The sequence below is a fragment of the Falsiroseomonas oleicola genome, assembly GCF_019029495.1.
Classification (GTDB): Bacteria; Pseudomonadota; Alphaproteobacteria; order Acetobacterales; family Acetobacteraceae; genus Falsiroseomonas; species Falsiroseomonas oleicola.
On record NZ_JAERQM010000006.1, the window covers coordinates 125,992 to 147,447 of the forward strand.

At 70.5% G+C, this 21,456-nt stretch carries 18 protein-coding genes; 9 read left to right on the forward strand and 9 right to left on the reverse strand.

What is annotated here, in order from left to right:
* The first annotated feature begins 109 nt into the window (after positions 1-109).
* The 5 genes from JJQ90_RS19480 to JJQ90_RS19500 all read left to right on the forward strand — a co-directional run bounded on the left by JJQ90_RS19480 (position 110) and on the right by JJQ90_RS19500 (position 3,655).
* Positions 110-562, forward strand: a complete 453-nt coding sequence (locus tag JJQ90_RS19480; RefSeq protein WP_216877928.1) for a tripartite tricarboxylate transporter TctB family protein — start codon at positions 110-112, stop codon at positions 560-562.
* 13 nt (positions 563-575) lie between these two features.
* Entirely contained in the window at positions 576-2,084 is a 1,509-nt protein-coding gene (locus JJQ90_RS19485) for a tripartite tricarboxylate transporter permease (protein WP_216877929.1), read from the forward strand.
* 115 nt (positions 2,085-2,199) lie between these two features.
* The gene (locus JJQ90_RS19490; protein WP_216877930.1) at positions 2,200-2,952 is read left to right on the forward strand and encodes an SDR family NAD(P)-dependent oxidoreductase; all 753 of its coding nucleotides are present in this window, start codon (positions 2,200-2,202) and stop codon (positions 2,950-2,952) included.
* A 50-nt stretch (positions 2,953-3,002) separates the two neighbouring features.
* Entirely contained in the window at positions 3,003-3,497 is a 495-nt protein-coding gene (locus JJQ90_RS19495) for a DUF1003 domain-containing protein (protein ID WP_216877931.1), read from the forward strand.
* Positions 3,497-3,655: a hypothetical protein gene (locus JJQ90_RS19500; RefSeq protein WP_216877932.1), complete on the forward strand. Its 159-nt coding sequence runs from the start codon at positions 3,497-3,499 to the stop codon at positions 3,653-3,655. The genes JJQ90_RS19495 and JJQ90_RS19500 overlap by 1 nt, the downstream gene beginning before the upstream one ends.
* Here JJQ90_RS19500 and JJQ90_RS19505 read toward each other — a convergent pair whose 3' ends face one another.
* On the reverse strand, positions 3,656-4,597 hold the full coding sequence (locus JJQ90_RS19505) for a S1C family serine protease (RefSeq protein ID WP_216877933.1): 942 nt from the start codon (positions 4,595-4,597) through the stop codon (positions 3,656-3,658).
* Positions 4,598-4,704: 107 nt separating this feature from the next.
* Here JJQ90_RS19505 and JJQ90_RS19510 point away from each other — a divergent pair, with 107 nt between their 5' ends.
* The 3 genes from JJQ90_RS19510 (at position 4,705) to JJQ90_RS19520 (ending at position 11,793) form a co-directional block, all read left to right on the forward strand.
* On the forward strand, positions 4,705-6,276 hold the full coding sequence (locus tag JJQ90_RS19510) for a Na+/H+ antiporter (protein ID WP_216877934.1): 1,572 nt from the start codon (positions 4,705-4,707) through the stop codon (positions 6,274-6,276).
* Positions 6,273-10,772: a DUF4011 domain-containing protein gene (locus JJQ90_RS19515; RefSeq protein WP_216877935.1), complete on the forward strand. Its 4,500-nt coding sequence runs from the start codon at positions 6,273-6,275 to the stop codon at positions 10,770-10,772. The genes JJQ90_RS19510 and JJQ90_RS19515 overlap by 4 nt, the downstream gene beginning before the upstream one ends.
* Positions 10,773-10,866: 94 nt before the next feature.
* A complete protein-coding gene (locus tag JJQ90_RS19520; protein ID WP_216877936.1) occupies positions 10,867-11,793 on the forward strand; it encodes a peptidoglycan-binding domain-containing protein in 927 nt (308 codons plus the stop codon).
* Positions 11,794-11,850: 57 nt separating this feature from the next.
* Here JJQ90_RS19520 and JJQ90_RS19525 read toward each other — a convergent pair whose 3' ends face one another.
* The 8 genes from JJQ90_RS19525 to JJQ90_RS19560 all read right to left on the reverse strand — a co-directional run bounded on the left by JJQ90_RS19525 (position 11,851) and on the right by JJQ90_RS19560 (position 20,215).
* The gene (locus JJQ90_RS19525) at positions 11,851-13,182 is read right to left on the reverse strand and encodes a TRAP transporter large permease (protein WP_216877937.1); all 1,332 of its coding nucleotides are present in this window, start codon (positions 13,180-13,182) and stop codon (positions 11,851-11,853) included.
* A 2-nt stretch (positions 13,183-13,184) separates the two neighbouring features.
* On the reverse strand, positions 13,185-13,724 hold the full coding sequence (locus tag JJQ90_RS19530; protein WP_216877938.1) for a TRAP transporter small permease: 540 nt from the start codon (positions 13,722-13,724) through the stop codon (positions 13,185-13,187).
* Position 13,725: 1 nt separating this feature from the next.
* On the reverse strand, positions 13,726-14,712 hold the full coding sequence (locus JJQ90_RS19535; RefSeq protein WP_216877939.1) for a TRAP transporter substrate-binding protein: 987 nt from the start codon (positions 14,710-14,712) through the stop codon (positions 13,726-13,728).
* 168 nt (positions 14,713-14,880) lie between these two features.
* Positions 14,881-15,864 carry a TRAP transporter substrate-binding protein gene (locus JJQ90_RS19540; RefSeq protein WP_216877940.1) on the reverse strand — a complete coding sequence of 328 codons (984 nt, stop codon included), beginning with the start codon at positions 15,862-15,864 and terminating at the stop codon, positions 14,881-14,883.
* Between the two features lie 78 nt (positions 15,865-15,942).
* Complete coding sequence (locus JJQ90_RS19545; RefSeq protein WP_216877941.1) at positions 15,943-16,209, reverse strand: hypothetical protein; 267 nt, start codon at positions 16,207-16,209, stop codon at positions 15,943-15,945.
* Positions 16,210-16,288: 79 nt separating this feature from the next.
* Entirely contained in the window at positions 16,289-17,866 is a 1,578-nt protein-coding gene (locus tag JJQ90_RS19550) for an ABC transporter substrate-binding protein (protein ID WP_216877942.1), read from the reverse strand.
* Positions 17,867-17,870: 4 nt separating this feature from the next.
* Positions 17,871-18,308 carry a CBS domain-containing protein gene (locus JJQ90_RS19555; protein ID WP_216877943.1) on the reverse strand — a complete coding sequence of 146 codons (438 nt, stop codon included), beginning with the start codon at positions 18,306-18,308 and terminating at the stop codon, positions 17,871-17,873.
* Positions 18,309-18,448: 140 nt separating this feature from the next.
* The gene (locus JJQ90_RS19560; RefSeq protein ID WP_216877944.1) at positions 18,449-20,215 is read right to left on the reverse strand and encodes a glucan ABC transporter ATP-binding protein/ permease; all 1,767 of its coding nucleotides are present in this window, start codon (positions 20,213-20,215) and stop codon (positions 18,449-18,451) included.
* A 171-nt stretch (positions 20,216-20,386) separates the two neighbouring features.
* On the opposite strand from JJQ90_RS19560, the gene JJQ90_RS19565 reads away from it, so the two are divergent.
* Positions 20,387-21,388 carry a Bug family tripartite tricarboxylate transporter substrate binding protein gene (locus tag JJQ90_RS19565; protein ID WP_216877945.1) on the forward strand — a complete coding sequence of 334 codons (1,002 nt, stop codon included), beginning with the start codon at positions 20,387-20,389 and terminating at the stop codon, positions 21,386-21,388.
* The last annotated feature ends 68 nt before the right edge of the window (positions 21,389-21,456 follow it).

Genomic DNA, 21,456 nt, shown 5'->3' on the forward strand with positions numbered 1-21,456 from the left:
GGCGAAAGCCGGGGACATATCGTGCGTGGGTGACAGCGGGGGTGGCCACGCTGTTTTGTATTGGCAGATTGTCGGCCCTCAGATGGCGGCTGGCAGAAACGAGGTGCGGATGAAGATCAACCAGAAAGATCTGCTGGCGGGGTTTATCCTGCTGGCCTTCGCCGTGGCAGGCCTGCTGCTGAACATGGATCACACACTGGGCAACGCACGGCGCATGGGCCCCGACTACATGCCGATGCTGGCCTTCGGTCTGTTGTTCGCCTTGAGTGTCGCCGTCATTGCGCTGGGAATGTTCAACGGTCCCGACAAACTCGAACGTTGGGCGTGGCGAGAGCTTTTCCTGATCCTGGCTGCCATCTGCGTCTTCGCGCTGATCCTGGAGAAGGCCGGCATGATCCTCACCCTGGTGGTGAGCATCGGCATCGCAAGCCTCGCCGATCGAACGCACAAGCCACTGGGTGTGCTGGGGCTCATCGCGTTCCTGGTCGCGCTTTGCTACCTCGTTTTCATCTACTGGCTCGACATCCGCATTCCGGTCTGGCCGACCTATTTCGGCTACTGAGGGAAAACGATCCATGGAAACCCTTCTCGCGAACCTCGCCCTCGGGTTCAGTGTCGCCTTCAGCTTCGACAACCTGACCTTCGCGCTGCTGGGTGCCTTCATCGGCACCGCCATCGGCGTGTTGCCGGGCATCGGCCCGGTGGCCACCATCTCCCTTCTGCTGCCGATCACCTTCGGCATGTCGCCGACCACCGCCATCATCATGCTCGCCGGCATCTACTACGGCGCGCAGTATGGCGGCTCGACCACGGCCATCCTGCTGAACCTGCCCGGTGAGGTCAGTTCGGTCGTCACCGTGATCGAAGGCTACAAGATGGCGCGCAACGGGCGCGCCGGTGCGGCGCTGGCCACGGCGGCGCTTGGCAGCTTCTTCGCGGGCTCCGTCGCCACCGTCGTCGTCGCGGCCTCCGGCCCGCTGCTCACCTCCATCGCGCTGTCCTTCGGACCGGCCGACTACTTCTCCCTGATGTTCCTCGGCCTCATCATCTCCGCGGTGCTGGCGCAGGGTTCCATCGTCAAGGGCATCGGCATGGTGGTGCTCGGCGTCGGCCTCGGCCTGGTCGGCACAGACGTGCAGACCGGCCAGCAGCGCTTCACCTTCGGCGTGCCGGAACTGTCCGACGGCGTGGATTTCGTGGCCATCGCCATGGGCATGTTCGGCATCGCCGAGATCATCCTGAACCTCGAGCGCCCGGAATCGCGCAATGTGCTGACCAACAAGGTCGGCAGCCTGTATCTGACGCGCGAGGAATTCCGCCGGGCCGTTCCGTCGGTTCTGCGCGGCACGCTGCTCGGCACCGTGATCGGCATCCTGCCCGGCGGCGGCGCCTCGCTGTCCTCCTTCGGCTCCTACATGATCGAACGGAAGGTCTCGAAGTACCGGCACCTGTTCGGCACCGGGGCGATCGAAGGCGTTGCCGGCCCGGAAGCGGCCAACAATGCCGCCGCGCAGGCCAGCTTCATCCCGCTGCTGACGCTGGGCATCCCGGCCAATGCCGTGATGGCGCTGATGGTCGGCGCGCTCATCATCCAGGGCATCCAGCCGGGCCCGCGCATGGTCGAAGCGCAGCCGGACCTTTTCTGGGGCCTGATCTGCTCTATGTGGGTCGGCAACCTGATGCTGCTGGTCATCAACCTGCCGATGATCGGCATGTGGGTGAAGCTGCTGGAAGTGCCGTATCGCCACCTCTACCCGGCGATCATGATCTTCTGCGCGATCGGCATGTACTCCATCAACAACAACGTCTTCGACGTCTACCTGATGGTGCTGTTCGGCCTGTTCGGCTACCTCTGCTCGAAGGTGAAGCTGGAAGGCGCGCCGCTGCTGATCGGCTTCGTGCTCGGACCGATGATGGAAGAACATCTGCGCCGCGCCATGCTGCTGTCCCGCGGCGACGTCATGGTGTTCGTGGAGCGTCCGATCTCCGCCTCCATGCTGGCCATCTCCGCCATCGCATTGCTGGCGATGATGTTGCCGAACCTGCGGGCCGGCAAGGAAAAGGCGATGGCCGAAGGCGGCTGACCCGCCGGGGGCCGAAGGCCAAACGTCAAGGAAGGGGCCGCTCCGCAAGGGGCGGCCCCTTTCGCTTGCGCGGCGGCCGGCGCAGTTTGCGTGCCGCAATCACGGAGCCACCGGCATGGACCTGCAACTCACGGGCAAGGTCGCCCTCGTCACCGGCGCCTCCGCCGGCCTCGGCCGTGCCACCGCCCGGCTGCTGGCCGAGGAAGGCTGCCGCCTCGCGCTGCTCGCCCGCCGGATGGATCGGCTGGAGGCCTTCGCCGCCACCCTGCCCGCCAGCGCCGCGCCTCTGCTGCTGGCCGAGGACATCACCGATCCCACCGCCGCCGACCGCACGCGCGACTCCGTGCTGGCCCGATTCGGCCGCTGCGACATCCTGGTGAACAATGCCGGCGGCAGCCGCCCCCAGGCGGATCTGGGGCCGGAGGCGGTCTGGCAGGAATCGATGGAGCTGAACTTTCATGCCGGCCGCCGCATGGCCCATGCGCTGATCCCCGCCATGCAGGCGCAGAAATACGGCCGCATCGTCAACATCACCGGCAGTGACGAGCCCCATATCATCAACGCCGCCAATGCCCCCAACGGCGCCGTGCATATTTGGGCCAAGGCACTGTCCCGCCAGCTCGGCCGGGATGGCATCACGGTGAATTCGGTGCCGCCCGGCCGCTTGCGGTCGGAGCAGATCGACGCGCGCATCCTGACCAGCGAGGAGGCGCGCCAGGACTGGGCGGCGAAGGAAGTGCCGGTCGGCTTCATCGGGGAGCCGGAGGATCTCGCCGTGCTGGTGGTGTTCCTCTGTTCGCCCCGCGCCCGCTACATCACCGGCCAGGTGGTGCATGTGGATGGCGGCACGACGCGGTTCAGCCACTGACCCCCTGGCCGCGAAGGGTATAGGCTGAGGCCCTTCGCAGGACGCCGAGCATGGCCGATTCCCCGCCCACCCATCTGCGCCGCACCATCGCGCGCGCCAAGCACCGGCGCGCGAAGGTCGCGCGGCCGCGCCCACCCTCCCTGCCCGACCGGCTGGCCGATGCGGTGGCGACGCTGGTCGGGTCCTGGCGCTTCATCCTGATCCAGTCGGCTCTGCTGGGCACCTGGATCGCCGCGAACGCCGTGATCGGGACGGAGGCCTGGGACCCCTACCCCTTCATCCTGCTGAACCTCGTCCTGTCCTTCCAGGCCGCCTATACCGCGCCGATCATCATGATGAGCCAGAACCGACAGTCGGAGATGGACCGCGACCGCTCCGTCGCCGACTACCAGGTCAATCTGCGGGCGGAGGCGGACATCACCCTGCTGCACGAGAAGATCGACCTGCTGCGGGAAAGCCAACTGACCGAGATCACCGACATGCTCCGCCGCGCCCTCGACCGGATCGAGGTGCTGGAGGCGCGGCAAGGCAAGGGAGAAGCGTGATGGGCTGGCTGCTGCGCGGATTGCTGGTGGTGGCGGGCGCCATCGCCGCGCTGTTCGTGGCGCGGGACGCGCCGAATTTCGCGGTGGTGGAGGGCATGGTGGCGGTCGCGCTGATCGCCGCCATCGTGCTGGTCCTGGCGCTGACGCGGAAGAAGTAGCTACCCCCTCTCCCCGGGTATCACCTGCATCCGCCGCAAGTCGCCCCGGCGCAGCACCACCGCCTCCGTCAGCGTGCCCACCCTCTCGCCGGTCAGCCAGCGCAGCAGGTCGTCAACGCCCGCCACCTGCTGGCCACCGATCGAGACCAGGAGGTCGCCGCGCTCGATGCCGGCGCGATCCGCCGGGCCACCCTTCACCACATCCCCCACCAGCAGGGCCGTGGCCTGCACCAGGCCATGCGCGCGGGCGAAGCGGCGCGGCACCACCTCCCGCTGCCCGGTCAGGCCGAGGAAGGCGTGGCGCACCCGGCCGAAGCGCACCAACTGCCCCAGCACCAGCCGCGCGGTATTCGCCGCCACCGCGAAGCACAGCCCCTGCGCGCCGCCGATCATCGCGGTGTTGATGCCGATGACGCGGCCGAGGCTGTCGACCAGCGCGCCGCCGGAATTGCCGGGATTCAGCGCCGCATCGGTCTGGATCAGATCCTCGATCGGCCGCCCGCCCCGCCCGGCCAGCGTCCGCCCCAGCGCGCTGACCACGCCGGCCGTGATGGTGGAGGAGAAGCCGAGCGGATTGCCGATCGCCACCGCGACCTGCCCGACCCGCAAGGCGGCGCTGTCGCCAAGCTCGGCGGCCGGCAAGGCGGCGCCGGATTCGGCGCGCAGCAAGGCGAGGTCGGTGTCCGGATCGTCGCCCAGCAGGCGTGCCGGAAAGCGCGCGCCTTCCGCCGTGGTCAGCAGGATGCGCGCGGCGCCGGCGACCACATGGCTGTTGGTCAGCACCAGCCCGTCCGGCGAGACGATCACCCCCGACCCACTGCCGCGCCCCGGCAGTTCGACATGCACGACCGAGGGTGCGGCGCGGGCCACCGCCTGGGTGACAGCGGTGGAATAGGCATCGAGAAGATCCCCGGCCGCAGCCGGGATCGGAGCATCCAGCATGGAGGAATTCCTTTCGCCCTGCCAAGATGGGAAGCCTTCACCGGCGCCCCAAGCCCGCCCCCGAATCGGCCTTGCCAGCCGCCACCCCTCCCCGGATAGGCTCGCCCATGGAAATCGTGCAGGCCGTCCTGGCCCTGATCGCGGCCTGCATCGGCTTCGCGCTGCTCGCGCGGCGGCTGAACCTGCCCTATGCCATCATCCTGGTGGTGGGCGGCATGGTGCTGGCCTTCATCCCCGGCCTGCCGAGCGTGACGCTCGACCCGCAGATCGCGCTGGCCTTCTTCCTGCCGCCGCTGCTGCAGGCCAGCGCCTGGCGGACCGACTGGCGCGCCTTCCGCAGCAATCTGCGCCCCATCCTGTTCCTGGCCATCGGCGCCGTGCTGTTCAGCGCCATCTGCGTCGCCGTGGTGGCCAAGCTGCTGATCCCCGGCCTGCCCTGGGCCGCCGCCGTCGCACTCGGTGCCATCGTCGCGCCGCCGGATGCCGTCGCCGCCTCCGCCATTCTCGGCCGCCTGCCGATGCCGCGCCGGCTGGTGACGGTGCTGGAGGGCGAGAGCCTGGTGAATGACGCGACGGCGCTGGTGCTCTACCGCTTCGCCATCGCGGCGGTGGCCGCCGGCGGCATCGCGCTGGGGGAGGCGGCGGGCAGCTTCGTGCTGGTCGCGATCGGCGGCATCGCCATGGGGGCGGCGGTGGGCTGGCTGACGGACCTTGCCTTTCGGCGGCTGCGCGACCCGCTGCTGGAAGTCGCCGCCAGCTTCGTCGCCTGCTTCGCCAGCTTCCTCGCGGCCGATGCTCTCGGCCTGTCCGGCGTGATCGCGGTGGTGACCACGGGCCTGCTGCTCGGCCAGTTGCAGCACCGTTCCCTGTCCCCTGCCACGCGCACGGCCGCCGTCTCCGTCTGGAACTTCGTCGAATTCGTGCTGACCAGCCTGATCTTCCTGCTCGCCGGGCTGCAATTGCGCGCCATCCTCGACCGCATCGCCGAACGCGGCGTTTTGGACCTGGCGGTGCTGGCCTTGGCGCTGTCGCTGGCACTGATCCTCAGCCGCTTCCTCTGGGTCTTCCCGAGCGCGCTGGTGCCCGGCGCGCTGCCCGGGCCGGCGCCGGGGCAGCGCGCGCCGCTCTCGCATCTGCTCGTCGTCTCCTGGTGCGGCATGCGCGGCGTGGTCTCGCTGGCCGCGGCGCTGGCGCTGCCGCTGGATTTTCCGGAACGCGACCTGATGGTATTCCTGGCCTTCTGCGCCATCCTGGCGACGCTGGTGCTGCAGGGCACGACGCTGGAATGGGTGATCCGCCGGCTCGGCGTGGCAGAGACTCGCATCGCCGGCATGAAGCCGGAGGAAGCCGAGGCCCGCCGCCATGTCGCCCGCGCCACCCTGGCCGAGATCGAGCAGCGGTCGGAGGATATCCTGGAAGGCGCGGTGGCGCGCGACCTGCTGGGCGAGTACCAGGACAAGGCGCGTGTCTTCCACGGCGTCGCCGCCGGCGGCGGCCATGCGGAGCTGGAGGCGCGGCTGCGCATCCGCCTCGCCGCGCTGCGCGCCGGTCGCAAGGCCCTGCTGGAGCACCATTGCCAGGGCACGCTGGGGGATATGATGCTGGCCAGCCTGGAACATGAGATGGACCTCGAGGAGCTGCGCATCCTGCGCCTGCTCGGCGCCAGCCCCGCCGCATGAGCACGGACCAGACCCTTCCGTCGCGGTTGGAATCCGCACGGCGCGGCCTGCTCGACCTCTCCACCCGCAATCGCCTGCTGGCCCTGCCGAAGCCCGGCCGGTCGCGCGGCGTGCTGCTGCTGGATGGGGAGGAGGCGGATTTCGTCCTCGGCGCGCTGCAGGCCGGCCGAGTCTTCAGCTTCGAGGCGGCGGCGGATGCGCCGGAAGCCGCGCCGCGCCGGGGCCGCCGCACGGCGCGGGTGGATGGCGTGGCGACGGCCGATGCTGCGCAGGACGCCGCCGCGGCGCGGCGCGATGCGAAGCTGCGGGTGCGCCTGCCGGCGGAGGATGTGGCGCGCCGGCTGCGCGACCTGATGCAGGATGCGCGCACGGCGCGGGAGGAGACGGGCATCGCCACCCTCTCCCTCGCGCTGGGGGCGCTGGCCTGGCGCGACCCGGCGACGCCGGAGACGGAACGCCTGGCGCCGCTGGCCCTGCTGCCGGTGGTGCTGGAACGCCAGGGCGTGACCCAGGGCTTCCGGCTGCGCGCGGCCGGCGGCGAGGTGGAGGAAAACCTCTCCCTGCGCCAGAAGCTGCTGGCCGAATTCCGGGTGGAGCTGCCGCCCTTCCCCGAAGAAGGCTTCGCCGTTGGCGCGTGGGCGGAGCAGATCCAGGCAGCCATCGGCGAACGCGAGGGTTGGCGGCTGGAGGCGGATGCGCTGGCGCTCGGCCTGTTCTCCTTCCAGAAGTTCCTGATGTGGCGGGACCTGGACCCGGCGGTGAATCCCGGCCTGCTGACCCATCCGATGATCCGCGCCCTGGTGGGCGGAGAGGCGCTGGAGGCACCACCACCCTTCCCGGCCGATGCCGATGTGGATGCCGAGATTCCGGTCGGACGCCAGGATCATGTGGTGGAGATGGATGGCAGTCAGGCGCTGGCGGCGGAAGCCGTTCGCCGGGGCGGCCACATCGTCATCCAGGGACCGCCCGGCACCGGCAAGAGCCAGACCATCGCGACGCTGATCGCCCAGGCGGTGCTGGATGGGCGCAGCGTGCTGTTCGTGGCGGAGAAGCTGGCGGCGCTGGAGGTGGTGGAACGCCGCCTCGGCCAGATCGGCCTCGGCCGTGCCTGCTTGGAACTGCATGCGGAGAAGCAATCCAAGCGCGCCGTGCTGGACGAGCTGCGCGCCACCTTCGCCGCCCCGCCGGCACCCGCGCCGAACCGTGCCCCGGTGCTGGAACGGCTTGGCGCGCTGCGCGGCCGGCTGAACCGCCATGCCGAGGCCATGGCCCGCGAGGTCGGCGCGACGGGCCGGCCGCTGCATGCGGTGGTCGGCGCGCTGGCCGCGCGGCGCGGTGCCGGCCTGGGCGCGCCGGATATTCGTCTGCCCGCCGGGGAGTGGGACGCGGCGCGCCTCGCCGCCTGCGCTTCCGCGGTGGCGGAGCTGGCGGCCTGCGCGGAGGCCGGTGCCGCCAGCATCTGGCGCGGCATCGGCCTCGATCTTCAGCCCCTGGCGCAGGACCGTCTGCTGGCGCGGTTGCCGGCGCTGATCCGGGCCATGGCCGGCGGCGCCACGGCGCTGGCCCCCGCCGCGATGGTGCTGGCGCAGCCGGGGCCGGCCGGCGCGGCGCGGCTGCTGGCGCTGTCGGCCGCCATCGCCGTCGCCCCCGCGCATGATCGGGCGGCGCTGGCCGATCCGGCCTGGTCCGCCGACCCCGCGCCGCTGCGCGCCTTGGCCGAGGCAGCCGCCACCCAGGCCGCCGCGCAACGCGACCCGCGCCTGAAGCCGGGCGCCCTGGCGGTGCCGGGCCTGGCGGAGGCGCGCGCCACGCTGGCGGAGGGCGGCGGCTTCTTCAGCTTTCTCTCCCCCAGCCAGCGCGCCGCCAAGGCGCTGGCCGCGCAGGTGGTGGCCGATGGCGCGGCGGTGCTGCCGGCGCTGGAGGCCGCGATCACTGGCCAGCAGGCCGCACAGGCTTTGGCGAAGGGCGAGGCCAGCGGTCGCGTCACCTTCGGCCATATCTGGGGCGATGCCCCGGCCATGGCGGCGTTGGTTGCCTGGCGCGAGGCCCATGGCGCGGAGGCCGCCGCCGCGCTCGCCGCCGGCATGCCCGTCCTGGACGCGACGGCCATCGAGGCGGCGCTGGCGGCCTGGACCGAACTGGGCGAGGCCACCGCGCTCGACACCGCCCAGGCCTTCGCGGCGGAGGACCCGCCGCTGACCGCCATCGCCACCCGCCTCGGCGATTGGGCGGCGGAGCCGGAGGCGCTGGGACCCTGGCTCGCCTGGCGCCGCGCCGTGGCCCTGGCGGGGGCGGATCTGGCGCCACTGGTGGAACGCCTGGCCGATGGGCGCCTGCCGGCCAGCGAGGCCATGGCGACCTTCGAGGCGGCGCGGGACGAGGCACTGCTGAAGGCGGCGATGCGCGCCACGCCGGAACTCGCCGCCTTTGACGGTCCCGGCTTCGACCGCCTGCTGTCGGACTTCGCCGTCGCCGACCGCGCCCGCATCGAGCTGGCACGGCGGGAGGCCGCCGCCGCCCATGCCCCGCGGCTGGCCGAGGCCCGCAACCTGCCGGGCTATCGCCTGCTGCTCGGCGAATTCGAGAAGAAGCGCAGCCATCTGCCGGTGCGCGAATTGCTGCTGCGCGCCGGCAGCGTGGTGCAGGCGGCGAAGCCGGTCTTCCTGATGTCGCCGCTCTCTGTCGCGCAATTGCTGGCGCCGCCGCATGGGCTCAGGCCGGGGCTGAGCTTCGACCTGCTGGTGATGGACGAAGCCTCCCAGATCGAACCTGTCGATGCGCTGGGCGCCATCGCCCGCAGCCGCCAGGTGGTGGTGGTCGGCGACGACAAGCAGATGCCGCCCACCCGCTTCTTCCAGCGCATGACCTCCGAGACGGAGGAAACGCCGGAGGATGTCGCGGAGGACAACGTCGCGGCGCGGGAGGTGGAGAGCATCCTGGGCCTCGCCAATGCGCGCGGCGTGCCCAATGTCATGCTGCGCTGGCACTATCGCAGCCGCCACGAAAGCCTGATCGCCACCAGCAATGCCGAATTCTACGGCGGCCGGCTGGTGGTGCTGCCCTCCCCGCGCGGCCGTTCCCCGGCGCTGGGGCTCTCGATGGTGCGGGTCGATGGCAGATGGCAGGCCGGGGCGGGGGTGAACCTGCTGGAGGCGCAGGCGGTCGCGGAGGCCGTGCTGCGCCATGCGAAGGAATGCCCCGGGGAGACACTCGGCGTCGCCGCCTTCTCGCTGCGCCAACGCGACGCGATCCTGGATGCGGTGGAGGCGCTGCGCCGCGCGGATGACTCGGCGGAGGGTTTCTTCACCGCCCACCCGCAGGAGCCCTTCTTCGTCAAGAACCTGGAGAATGTGCAGGGCGACGAGCGCGACGCGATCTTCATCAGCCTCGGCTATGCGCGCGACGCGGATGGCAAGCTGGCCATGCGCTTCGGGCCGCTTTCGGCGGAGGGTGGGGAGCGACGGCTGAACGTGCTCATCACCCGCGCCAAGACGCGCTGCGTCGTCTTCAGCGCCCTGACCGCCGAGGATATCGACCTGGAGCGGGCCGGCGGCGCCGGCGTCGCCGCGCTGAAGACCTTCCTGCGCTTCGCCGAATCGGGCGAGGACCGGCGCGCCACCGGCGGCGATGCCGTGGCGCCGCTGGCGCGGCTGATCGCCGGGGAGATCACCGCCGCGGGGCTGGAGCCGGTGGCGCGGATCGGCAGCGCCGGCCTGTTCCTGGATGTCGCGGCGCGGCGGGAGGGTGACTACGTGCTCGGCGTGGAGGCCGATGCCGCGGACTGGTCCGCCCTGCGCGGCGCGCGGGACCGCGACCATGGCCGCCCCGCCGCGCTCGGCCGCATGGGCTGGCGGCTGCACCGCGCCTGGAGCCTCGCCTGGCTGCAAAGCCCGGAGAGCGAGCGCAACCGGCTGCGGGTCGCGCTGGGCGCCGCCCCGGCCGAGGCCCCGCCCGTGGCGGCGACGCCCGATCCGGGCCTTGCCATCCCCTATGCCGAGGCGGCGCCCGACATCCCGCCAGGCGTCGCGATCCCCAACATCCCCTTCGCGCAACTGGCCGGGATCCTCGCCGAGATCATCCGCGTCGAGCAGCCGGTGCATGGCGATGCGGTGCTGGAACGCGCGCGGCTGGCCTTCGGGCGGGAGGGTCTGTCGCCGGAGGAGCGCCGCGCCCTGCAACAGGCCCTGGTGCTGGCTCAGCGGCTGGAGGGTGTCTCGGAAGCGGGCGGCTTCTGGGTGGCGGACCAGGCCGGCCCCGTGCAACCCCGCAACCGCCGCGCCGCCGCGCCCCATCTGCGCCGCGCCGCCCTGCTGCCGCCGGCCGAGGTGCGGGCGGCGGCGGAGGCGCTGCTGACGGCCCTGCCAGGCAGCACCGAGCCGGAGCTGGTCTCGGGCGTGGTGCGGCTGCTCGGGCTGGAGCCCTCCGCCGGCCCCGCGGTGGCCGCCCGTATCGCCGGGATGGTGGGGGCCGGCAGGCTGCGACCAGCCGGCGCCTGACACCCGGTTGCAACCATTCCTTCTCCTGTCGCGTTCGTCCGACATCGAGGAGCCGCGCCCAAGGGCAAGGCGGCACAACGGAAGGAGCGACGGAATGAACAACAAGGCACGTTTGCTGGGCGCCGCGGCGCTTGGACTTATGGTCGCGGCCTGCGGCACCGATCCGCAGGAGCGGGTTTCCGGCGGCGCCGCCGCCGGTGCGGCGACGGGCGCTGGCGTTGGTGCGCTGGGCGGGCCGGTGGGTGCGCTGGCGGGTGCGGCGATCGGCGGCGGCGCCGGTGCCGTGACGGGCGCGACGACCTCCCCGAGCGATGTGAATCTTGGCCGTCCGGTGTGGAACGATCCGCAGACGCGGGTGCCGGGTGTGACCAGTCCGCCGCGCAACGCGGGTCCCTCCACCACCCGGCAGGCGCAGCGCGCGCTGACGGCCCGCGGCTTCAATGCGGGCGGCGCTGACGGCATCATGGGTCCGCGCACCAGCCAGGCGGCGTCTGATTTCCAGCGCGCCAACAACCTGGAAGTGACCGGTCGCCTCGACAGCGCCACGCTCTCGGCGCTGAACGTCGGCGCCGGCCGGACCGGCATGCGCGGCGCCTCCCGCGCCAATCCGAATGCGGCCTATCAGGGCGGCGGCATGGTGCAGCCGGTCAACCAGGCGCAGATGGGCGCCAATCCGGATCGCAGTGGCGTGGCGACGGATGCTGATCCGGGCACCGGCGGCACGGGTGGTTCGGGCGGCAGCAATCGCGGAGCGAACAGCCCGAACTACGGCGGCAGCGGCACGACCAACCCGATGGAGCGCAGCGGCACGGCGACCGGCGCCGATCCGGGGTCGGGCGGCACCGGCGGTTCGGGTGGCGGTGCGATGACCCGGCCGACCGGCCCGGGCGTGACGGGCCAGACCGGCGGCTCTGGCAGCACGCTGGAGCGGAGCGGTGTGGCGACCGATGCCGATCCGGGCACCGGCGGCACGGGCGGCTCGGGCGGTTCCAGCGGCGGGACCACCATGCCCCCGCGCTGATCACAGCGCATCACGGTAAAAAGGGGCCGGAGGCACAAGCCTCCGGCCCTTCTTCGTTCAGCTCCCCATCATTGTATTGGGCAGCCAGGTCACGATCTCCGGGAACAGCGTGACCAGGGCGACCGCGATCACCATCAGGGCGAAGAACGGCATGGTGTTGCGCGCCACCGTCATCATCCCCTTCCCCGTCAGCCCCTGAAGCACGAACAGGTTGAAGCCCACGGGCGGCGTGATCTGCGCCATCTCCACCACCAGCACGATGAAGATGCCGAACCAGATCAGGTCGAAGCCGGTCTGCGCGATGATCGGCAGAACCACCGATGCGGTCAGCACGATCATGCTGATGCCGTCGATGAAACAGCCGAGCAGCAGGTAGATGACCGTCAGGAAGGCGATGATCATGAAGGGGCTGAAGCCCTGGCTGCCAACCCAGGTCGCCATCGCCGCCGGAATGCCGGAATAGGCCATGGCCTTGGTCAGGAAGGCCGCGCCCGCCAGGATCAGGTTGATCATGCAGGACAGTTTCACCGCCCCCATCAGGCTGGCGGCGAAGGATTTGCGGTTCAGCGTGCCGCCCCAGGCCGAGAGCGCCAGCGCGCCGGCCACGCCGAAGGCGGCGGCTTCCGTGGCGGTGGCCCAGCCGAAATAGATGCTGCCCATGACGAAGCCGATCAGCAGCAGCACCGGGAACAACTGGCCGCTGGCGCGCAGCTTCTCCCGCATCGGCATCGGCGGATCGGCCGGCGGCACCAGCTTCGGGTTCAGCAGCGACCAGACGACGATATAGCCCGAAAACAGCAGGATCAGCAGCATCGCCGGCCCAAGCCCCGCGATGAACAGGCGGACGATGGAAACCTCCGCCGCCACGCCATAGACGATCATCACGATCGACGGCGGAATCAGCAGCCCCAGCGTGCCGGCACCGGCCAGCGACCCGATCGCCATGGGCTGGTGATAGCCACGCCGCGTCAGGGCAGGCAGCGACATCTTGCCGATGGTGGCCGTGGTGGCGGCCGAGCTGCCGGAGACGGCGGCGAAGATGCCGCAGCCGAGCACATTCACATGCATCAGCCGCCCCGGCAGCCACTGCACCCAGGGGGCGAGGCCGCGGAACATGTCATCGGACAGTTTGGTCCGGAACAGGATCTCGCCCATCCAGATGAACAAGGGCAGGGCCGCCAAAGTCCAGCTTGCCAGCGACCCCCACACCGCGCTGCCCAGCACCTTGTCCGCCGGGAAGCTCGCCATGCCGGTCATCAGCATCGGCAGGGCGACGACCCCGACCAGGCCCGTCGCCAGCAGCCCGAGCCCGATCCAGACGCCGAGGCCAAGAATCAGGAACAGCGCGCCGAGCAGCAGGAGCCCGGCCTCGGTCTGTGCGAGGTCCATGCTCAGATCTCCCCCAGGGCGCGCTCGAGCGCCGATTCCTCGGCGGCCCTGCGGTAGGATGGCGTGCCGCCGGACAGGTGGACCACCAGGTCATCCAGCAGCGAAATGCCGAACAGGGTGCAGCCGACCGCGCAGGCCGATTGCGGCACCCAAAGCAGCCAGGGCACGGTGCCCTGCGCCACATCCTCGAACAGCCAGGAATCATGGGCGAGGTCGCCGACCGACCAGGCCAGGAAGATCGCGAGGCCGGCGGCCAGCACCAGGGCCAGCGTTTCCATCGCGAAGCGCGCCCTGCCCTTCACATGGCCGATGATGAGATCGACGCGGATATGCGCCCCGGCGCGGAAGGCATAGGCCAGCGGCAGCAGGGCCGAGCCCGCCACCGCGAAGGCGGTCAGGTCATCCGCGCCATCCACCGACAGGCCAAACTGACGGCCGATCACCTGCGCCGCGATGATGACGCCAATGGAGGCCAGCGTCACGCCGCCGGCGATGCCTCCGGCGAGATACAGCAGGTCGAGCCCGCGCCGCAGCGCGCCCATCTCAGCCGGCGGCCCGCAGCGCGGCGATGATCTTGCGGCCATCCTCGCCGGCGCGGCCGGCCCATTCATCGGCCATGGTGGCGCCGGTGCGGGCCATGCCCTCCATCAGGGCCGGGGAGGCGGTGGCAACCGTCATGCCGCGGCTGGCGAGCGTGGCCTGTGCCGCATCGCGCGCCGCCTCGCTCATCGCCCAGCCGCGCGTCTCGGCCGCCGCGGCGGCGCTGCGGATGGTGGCCTGCACCTCGGCCGGCAGGGCCTCCAGCGCGCGGCGGTTCACGAAGACGGCGTTCTTGGTCCAGGTGAAGCCGATCGGCGTGAAGTGGCGCGCATAGTCCCAGGCGGCGGTGTCCACGCCGGTGGCGGCGGAGGTGACCATGGAATTCACCACGCCGGTGGCGAAGGCCTGCGGAATCTCGGCCGCCTGCACCAGGGTCGGCGTGGCGCCGATCAGCGTCGCGAAGCGGTTGGTCATGACGTTGAAGGTGCGCATCTTGGTGCCGCGCAGCGCCTCCAGCGAATCGACCGGGAAGTTGGTGTAGAAGCCAGAGGGCGGCCAGGGCACGGTGTAGAGCAGCGACAGCCCCTGCCGCGCCAGCCGCGCCTCCACCATCGGGCGGGACAGGTCGGCGAGCTTCTTTGCTTCGGGGTAGCTGGTCACCAGCTGCGGGATGCTGTCGACCTCGAGCAGCGGATCCTCATTGCCATAGGCGGAGATCAGGATCTCGCCGAGCTGCACCTGGCCGGTCTGCGCGCCGCGCTTGATCTGCGGCATCGGCAGCAGGCTGCCATTGCTGTGAAGCTGGATCGAAAGCCGGCCGCCGGAGCCCTGCTCCACCGCCGTGATGAATTCGCGGATGTTGCGGGTGTGGAAATTGCCATCCGGATAGGGCGTCGCGAACTGCCAGCGGGCGGTCTGGGCCTGGGCGATGCGGGGCAGCGCGGGCGCGGCAAGGCTGGTCGCCAGAATGGCGCGGCGAGAAAGGATCATGTCTGAAGCCCCCGATTGGCAGTGCGTTATGGCGCGATCATCGGGGCCAAACGGCGCCGCGCGCAAGGGGCTGTTGCGGTGCAGCGAAAGTTTGGAGGCAGTTTGCGACAACGGCGAGGCCCCCTTCACCCAACCCTCTCCCCCCGTTGGGGGGAGAGGGCTCTCGGGTCAGGCCTTGTAGTCGGCGATCAGCTTGGCGCCGTCGGCGCCGGCGCGCGCCACCCATTCATCCGTCATGGTGGTGCTGATGCGGCGCAGGCCGGCGAGGAATTCCTCGGTTGGCGGGACGATCTGCATGCCGCGGCTGCCGAGCGTCGCTTCCGTGCTGCGCTGGGCTTCCGCGCTCAGCTCATAGCCACGGGTCTCGGCCGCCGCCGCCGCCGCGCGCACCGCCGCCTGATCCGCCGCCGACAGCGCATCGAGTGCGCGGCGGGAGACGATGACGGCGTTCTTGGTCATGGAGAAGCCGAGCGGCGTGAAGACCTTCGCATAGTCCCAGGCGGCTGTGTCGACGCCCGTGGCGGCGGAGGTGATCTGCGCCTGCACCACGCCGGTGGCGAAGGCCTGCGCCAGTTCCGCCGACTGCACCAGCGTGGGCTGCGCGCCGACGAGGGCGGCGAATCGGTTGGTCGCCGGGCTGAAGGTGCGGAAGCGCAGGCCGCGCAGACCCTCGATCGTCGGGATCGGGTTCTGGGCATAGAGGCCGGCCGGCGGCCAGGGCACCATGTAGAGCAGGCTGAGGCCCTGCCGCGCGAGGCGCGTCTCGATATAGGGCTTCTGCAGATCCGCCAGCTTCTTCGCCTGGGCGAAGTTGGTGACGAGCTGCGGAATCGCATCGGCGTCGAAGAAGACGTCCTCGTTCGAATAGGCGGTCAGCAGGATCTCGCCGGCCTGCACCTGGCTGGTCTGCACGCCGCGCTTGATCTGCGGCATCGGCAGCAGCGCGCCGTTGGAATGCAGCTGGATGGAAAGCCGGCCGCTGGTCGCGGCCTCCAGCTCCGTCAGCATCTGGCGGATGTTGCGGGTGTGGAAATTGCCGTCGGCATAGGGCGTGGCCATCTGCCAGCGGGTCTGTGCCTGAGCGCCGCGCGACAAGGCGGGCGCGGCCAAAGCGGCGCCGGCGGCGGCAAGAAGGTGGCGGCGGTCGATCATGATGAAGCTGTCCCCCGGATGTTGATCTCCGTGGGCCGGAGCATCGCCCCCAACCGACCGCCCCGGCAAGTCCCCGCGTTACAGCGGGTAATCCCGCACCGGATCCACCCCGGCCGTGGTGAGGAACTTGCGCAGCTCCACCACCTCCTCCTTCGCCAGGCTGTGGCGGCTTTCGTGGAAGCCGTGGGTGTGGCCGTTCAGGCTGACCTTCATCTGGCCATGCCCGCCCGCGCTGACCTGCGCACCGAGCGATTCGAAGACGGCGGCCACGTCGCGCGGGTCGATGTTGGAGCTTACCGGATGGGCGAACAAAGCGTGCAGGACCTTGCGGTGCGGATGGTTCATGGGGCGACTCCTGGCGTTCGTTGTGCCCTGATCCTCCCGCCCGCCGCGCCGCAGGTCGTTGATATGTATCAACGCACCGTCAGGGGGCCGGGCGTGTCCCCATGGCGACGGTGCGCTCATCCATCCGCGGCTCATGCACCAGGCCGCGCCGCGTCGCCCAGGAATTGCTGATGTTGAACAGCGGGATCATGGCGACATCGTCGGTCGCCAGCTTGATCGCCTGCCGCAGCACCGCCGCCCGATCCTCCAGCCGCAGCAGCGTCGCAGCGCGGTCGGTCAGCGCATCCAGCTCCGGGTTGGAATAGCGCGCGGAATTCGCCGCGCCGCGCTGGGCCGCACGGTCGAAGGTGCCGATCACGCTGATCAGCACGCTGCCCGCTTCCCCCGTGCTGCTGCCCCAGCCGGCGAGGCGGATGGGGAATTCCTGGCGCGCGGCGCGCGCGGAATAGCTGGTCCAGGGCACCGCCTCCACCGCCGTGCGCACGCCGATGCGGCTCCACATCTGCGCCACGGCCTGGGCGGTGCGGGCGTCGTTGGGGTAGCGGTCATTCGGCGTGAACAGCGTCATCCGGAAGCCGTCCGGGAAGCCCGCCTCGGCCAGCAGGCGGCGCGCGGCCTCCATGTCGAAGGTCGGCACCGGGACATCCGGCGCATGGGTGGTGGTGCCGGCCGGCATCCACTGCCCGGCGGGCGCCGCCGCACCCTCCATCACCCGTTCCACCAGCGCGTCGCGATTGACCGAGATGTTCAGCGCGCGGCGCACGCGGACATCGTCGAAGGGATTCTTCTCCAGCGGCCGGCCGTCATTGTCGGTCACGAAGGGCAGGTTGCCGCGGCGGGACCGGTCGGGGGCGATGAAGATCAGGCGCAGCCCCTGCACCTCCGCGATGGCGACGCGATTGTCGCGGCGCAGGCGCACCAGGTCGGTGGAGGGCACCTGGTCGATCACATCGACATCGCCGGCCAGCAGCGCGGAGACGCGCGAGGTGTCATTGGCGATGATGCGATAGGTCACGCGTTCCCACGGCTGGCGCGGCCCGTGCCAGGCGTCGTTGCGCGCGAGCTCGAAGCGGTCGCCGGGCGTGGCGCCGGTGATGCGATAGGGGCCGGTGCCGATGGCGGCGCGCAGCGCATTGAAATCCTCCGTCCCGCGTCCTTCCACCGCATGTTTCGCGACGATGGCGATGGAGCCGAGTTCCACCGGCAGCAGCGGATGCGGCCGCGCGGTGTGGAAGCGCACGGTATGGGCATCGACGATTTCCGTGCGCTGGATCGCGCGCACGAAGGGGCTGAAGCTTGCCGGGCTGTTCGGCACCAGCGGCGGACGGGCGACGGAGAAGGCGACATCCTCCGCCGTGAAGGGCCTGCCGTCATGCCAGGTCACGCCCTGGCGCAGCTTGAATTCCCAGATCGTCGGGGAAACCGCTTCCCAGGATTCGGCGAGGCCGGGATAGGGCGTGACCTCCGCATCGCGTTCGACGAGGCGGTCGAAGATGTGCATGGAGAGCGCGAAGTTCGGCGCCGCATTGTAGAAATGCGGATCGACCGAAGTGGGCGGCGCGCCGGTCGCGACCGTCAGGTTCTGCGCGAGAGCCCCGGTTGAGAACGCGCCGGAGGAGGAGATCGCCAGAACCGTGGCCAGGATCGCACGCCGCATCGTTTCACCCCGCGCTTTCGACGTAATGCCGCAACTCTTCGGCTTCATGCACCGCCTCCTCGATCCGCGCCTTCACCAGGTCGCCGATCGAGACCATGCCCGCGAGGCTGCCATCCTCCTCCAGCACCGGCAAGTGACGAACGCGCCGATCGGTCATCAGGCCGAGCGCTTCCGGGATGCGGGTGCGCGGCGTCACGGTGTGCAGGGCGCGGGTCATCAGCCGCGCGGCCGGCATGGTGACCGCCTCCGCCCCATGCGCGCCGAGGGCGCGGACGATGTCGCGTTCGCTGACGATGCCGAGCACGTCGCCGCCCGGATCGCGCACCAGCACGGCACCGATGCGGTGCTTCGCCAACACCTGGGCGACATGGCCGGCATGGTCCTGCGCGGTGACCGAGATCACATCGGCGCCCTTGCGACGCAGGATGATGGCGATGGTCATGTTGTTGTCCTCCCGTTCTGGCAGGCGCACCGGTGGGGCGCTCCGCCGCTTGGAGGATGGTGGCAGGCCAGGCCGCCAGGGTTCAAGCACCGCGTGCACCGGGTCCGGCAATACAGCCGGGCGTTGTGCATTGCAGCAGATCAGCCCACCCTTGGCTCCGTCCCCGTCAACTGCGTCCTGACCAGCTCCGCGAAGCGCCCGTCCTGCGCCACCAACTCGGCGAAGCCGCCGCGTTCCACCACCTGGCCCTGGTCGAAGACCAGGATCTCATCCGCATCGCGCACCGTGGACAGGCGGTGCGCGATGACGAAGGTGGTGCGGCCGGCCATCAGGGCGCGCAGCGCACGCTGCACGCGCGCCTCCGTCGCCGCGTCCAGCGCGCTGGTCGCCTCGTCCAATATGAGCACCGGCGGGTCCTTCAGCAGCGCGCGCGCGATCGCCAGGCGCTGGCGCTGGCCGCCGGACAGCATGGTGCCGCGTTCGCCCACCAGCGTGTCGTAGCCCTGCGGCTTGGCCATGATGAAGTCATGCGCCTCCGCCATCCGGCAGCAGCGTTCCAGATCCTCCTGCGTCGCATCGGGGCGGCCGATCAGCAGGTTGTCGCGGATGGTGCGGTTGAACAGCAGGCTCTCCTGGAACACCACGCCGACATTGCGCCGCAGGCTGTCGAGTGTCAGGTCGCGCAGGTCATGGCCATCCAGCGTGATGCGCCCCTCCACCGGGTCCCACAGCCGCTGCAGCAGCGCCATCGCGGTGGACTTGCCGGCGCCGGTCTGGCCAACCAGGGCGATGGTGCGGCCCGGCGGCGCTTCCATTTCCACATTCTTCAGGATGGCCGGGCCGCCGGGATAGGCGAAGGCGACATTCTGGAAATGCACCGCGCCCTCCGCCCGCCCAATCGTCGTCGCATCCGGCTTTTCCGGCACCGAGGTGCGCGCATCCAGCACCGCGAAGAACTCCACCAGCGAGGGCATCTGGAACACCAGGCGGGAGACGAATCCCACCGCCCCCTCCAGCCGCCCGATCAGCAGCGTGGCGAAACCCATGAAGGAGACGATGTCCCCCACGCTCGCCATGCCCTGCACATGCAGGGTCGTGCCCAGGACGAAGATGGCGATGACGGTGATGGTGGCGGAGGCATTGGTCAGCACGGAGACCACGGCCCACCAGGTCAGCACCGGGAATTGCCGGTCCATCACCTGGCGGACGATGTCGCCGAATTGCCGCGCCTCCGATTCCAGGCGGGAGAAGGACTGCACCACCACGACATTGGACAGCGCATCCTGCGCATTGCCCGCGAGCTGTGTGTGCAGCCTCTCCACCTGGCCCTGCGCCGCCTCCGTCTTGCGGATCACCCAGGCGGAGACCAGCGCGAAGATGATGACCAGCACGATCAGCAGCAGGCCGAGCCGCCAGTTCATCACCAGCGTCAGCGGCAGCAGCACCACGGCGGCAATGAAGGTGGTCAGGTGCTCACGGAAGAAGGACAGCCACAGGCCGAACAGATTGTCGGCGCCGACCAGCATCACCTTCATCAGCCGGCCGGACTGCGTGTCGCCATGGAAGGACAGCGGCAGCGACATCACATGCTCGAAGTAGCGCGCCATCAGGGTCAGCCGGTTGCGATGCGCCATGCGGTCGGACAGCAGCGCCACGGCGACATTGGCACCGATGGCCGAAAGCCCGACGGCGCCCCAGAGCACCAGCAGCGCCAGAGCCTCGCGCCACAGGGCGGAGGTCTCCATGCGCTCGGACCGCGACAGCAGGTCGATCACCCGCCCGAACAGCACCGGCTCCAGGAACTGCAACCCGGCCAGTGCCAGCGCCGCGAAGCACAGCCCATAGGCAATCCATCGGTCTGGCCCGAGGAGTTGCAGCACCCGCCAATACAACCCCAGGAATCGCATGCGACCAGCCCTTTCGCGCCTCCTTCCGTCCCCTGGCGGGGTCCGGCGGGCAGGCATGGGCTAAGTCGCCAAAATCCGATGCCCTTGCAAGTTGTCCGCCGCGCACGGCAAGGTCAGTGCGGTTTCGTAAGGCGGGCCAGAGCCCCGCCGACAGCCGACGGAGGAGTTTCCATGACCGCCACCCGCCGCACCCTGCTCGGTGCAGCACTCGTCACGCCAGCCCTGCTCCGGTCGGGCCAGGCCCTGGCCCAGGGCTGGTCGCCCAGCCGACCGATCCGCATCGTTGTCGGATTTCCGCCAGCCGGCACCACGGATATCGCCGCCCGCCTGCTGTCCGAACCGCTCGGCCGCCGCCTGGGCACCCAGGTGGTGGTGGAAAACCGCCCCGGCGCCGGCGGCAATATCGCCAATGACGTGGTCGCGAAGTCGGAGCCCGATGGGCATACGCTGCTGATGCAGACCATCAGCGGCGGCGCGATCAATTATGCGCTGTATGGCGCGCGCATGCCGGTGAAGCCCGAGGATCTGGCCGCGGTCGGGCTGATGCTGCGGGTGCCCAACGCGATCTTCGTCAGCCCGCAGCTTCCGGCCCGCACGCTGGCGGAGCTGGTGGCGCTGGCCAAGGCGCGGCCGGGCGTGCTGAACCACGGCTCCTCCGGCGCCGGCACCTCGCTGCACATGACCGGCGAGTTGCTGAAGCTGGAGGCCGGGATCGACATGACCCATGTCCCCTTCCGCGGTGCCGGCCCGATGCTGCAGGAGATCATCGCCGGCCGGGTGGAGGTCGGCGTCGACAACCTTCCCTCCGTCATCGGCCATCTGCGCGACGGCCGGCTGCGGCCGCTGGCGGTCACCACGAAGGAAAGGTCGCCCGCCATGCCGGATGTGCCGACCACGGCGGAAGCGGGGCTTCCGGCCGTGGAGGCGACCGCCTGGTTCGGCCTGCAGGCGCCGGCCCGCACCCCCGCGCCGGTGCTGAAGCGCATCTCGGACGAGTTGAACCTCATCATTCGCGATCCCGACATGCAGCGCCGCCTGGCCGATCTCGGCGGCATGCCGCCCAACCTGACGCCGGATGGCGGCACCAGCCCGGAGACCTTCGACGCCTTCGTGAAGGCCGAGATCACCAAGTGGGCCGAGGTGGTGCGGCGTTCGGGCGCGCGGGTGGAGTAGCCGGGCCGGGGCGGCCTTGCGCCGCCCCGCCACAGCCCCATGATAGCGGCCTTTCGATGAGGAAACGT

What these genes read in the sequence shown, in the direction of transcription:
- JJQ90_RS19505 (WP_216877933.1), bottom strand. Translation starts at nt 4,597, where the DNA reads ATGCTGGATGCTCCGATCCCGGCTGCGGCCGGGGATCTTCTCGATGCC.
- JJQ90_RS19490 (WP_216877930.1), top strand. Translation starts at nt 2,200, where the DNA reads ATGGACCTGCAACTCACGGGCAAGGTCGCCCTCGTCACCGGCGCCTCC.
- JJQ90_RS19540 (WP_216877940.1), bottom strand. Translation starts at nt 15,864, where the DNA reads ATGATCGACCGCCGCCACCTTCTTGCCGCCGCCGGCGCCGCTTTGGCC.
- JJQ90_RS19565 (WP_216877945.1), top strand. Translation starts at nt 20,387, where the DNA reads ATGACCGCCACCCGCCGCACCCTGCTCGGTGCAGCACTCGTCACGCCA.
- JJQ90_RS19485 (WP_216877929.1), top strand. Translation starts at nt 576, where the DNA reads ATGGAAACCCTTCTCGCGAACCTCGCCCTCGGGTTCAGTGTCGCCTTC.
- JJQ90_RS19500 (WP_216877932.1), top strand. Translation starts at nt 3,497, where the DNA reads ATGGGCTGGCTGCTGCGCGGATTGCTGGTGGTGGCGGGCGCCATCGCC.
- JJQ90_RS19545 (WP_216877941.1), bottom strand. Translation starts at nt 16,209, where the DNA reads ATGAACCATCCGCACCGCAAGGTCCTGCACGCTTTGTTCGCCCATCCG.
- JJQ90_RS19480 (WP_216877928.1), top strand. Translation starts at nt 110, where the DNA reads ATGAAGATCAACCAGAAAGATCTGCTGGCGGGGTTTATCCTGCTGGCC.
- JJQ90_RS19520 (WP_216877936.1), top strand. Translation starts at nt 10,867, where the DNA reads ATGAACAACAAGGCACGTTTGCTGGGCGCCGCGGCGCTTGGACTTATG.
- JJQ90_RS19530 (WP_216877938.1), bottom strand. Translation starts at nt 13,724, where the DNA reads ATGGGCGCGCTGCGGCGCGGGCTCGACCTGCTGTATCTCGCCGGAGGC.
- JJQ90_RS19495 (WP_216877931.1), top strand. Translation starts at nt 3,003, where the DNA reads ATGGCCGATTCCCCGCCCACCCATCTGCGCCGCACCATCGCGCGCGCC.
- JJQ90_RS19550 (WP_216877942.1), bottom strand. Translation starts at nt 17,866, where the DNA reads ATGCGGCGTGCGATCCTGGCCACGGTTCTGGCGATCTCCTCCTCCGGC.
- JJQ90_RS19515 (WP_216877935.1), top strand. Translation starts at nt 6,273, where the DNA reads ATGAGCACGGACCAGACCCTTCCGTCGCGGTTGGAATCCGCACGGCGC.
- JJQ90_RS19560 (WP_216877944.1), bottom strand. Translation starts at nt 20,215, where the DNA reads ATGCGATTCCTGGGGTTGTATTGGCGGGTGCTGCAACTCCTCGGGCCA.
- JJQ90_RS19510 (WP_216877934.1), top strand. Translation starts at nt 4,705, where the DNA reads ATGGAAATCGTGCAGGCCGTCCTGGCCCTGATCGCGGCCTGCATCGGC.
- JJQ90_RS19535 (WP_216877939.1), bottom strand. Translation starts at nt 14,712, where the DNA reads ATGATCCTTTCTCGCCGCGCCATTCTGGCGACCAGCCTTGCCGCGCCC.
- JJQ90_RS19525 (WP_216877937.1), bottom strand. Translation starts at nt 13,182, where the DNA reads ATGGACCTCGCACAGACCGAGGCCGGGCTCCTGCTGCTCGGCGCGCTG.
- JJQ90_RS19555 (WP_216877943.1), bottom strand. Translation starts at nt 18,308, where the DNA reads ATGACCATCGCCATCATCCTGCGTCGCAAGGGCGCCGATGTGATCTCG.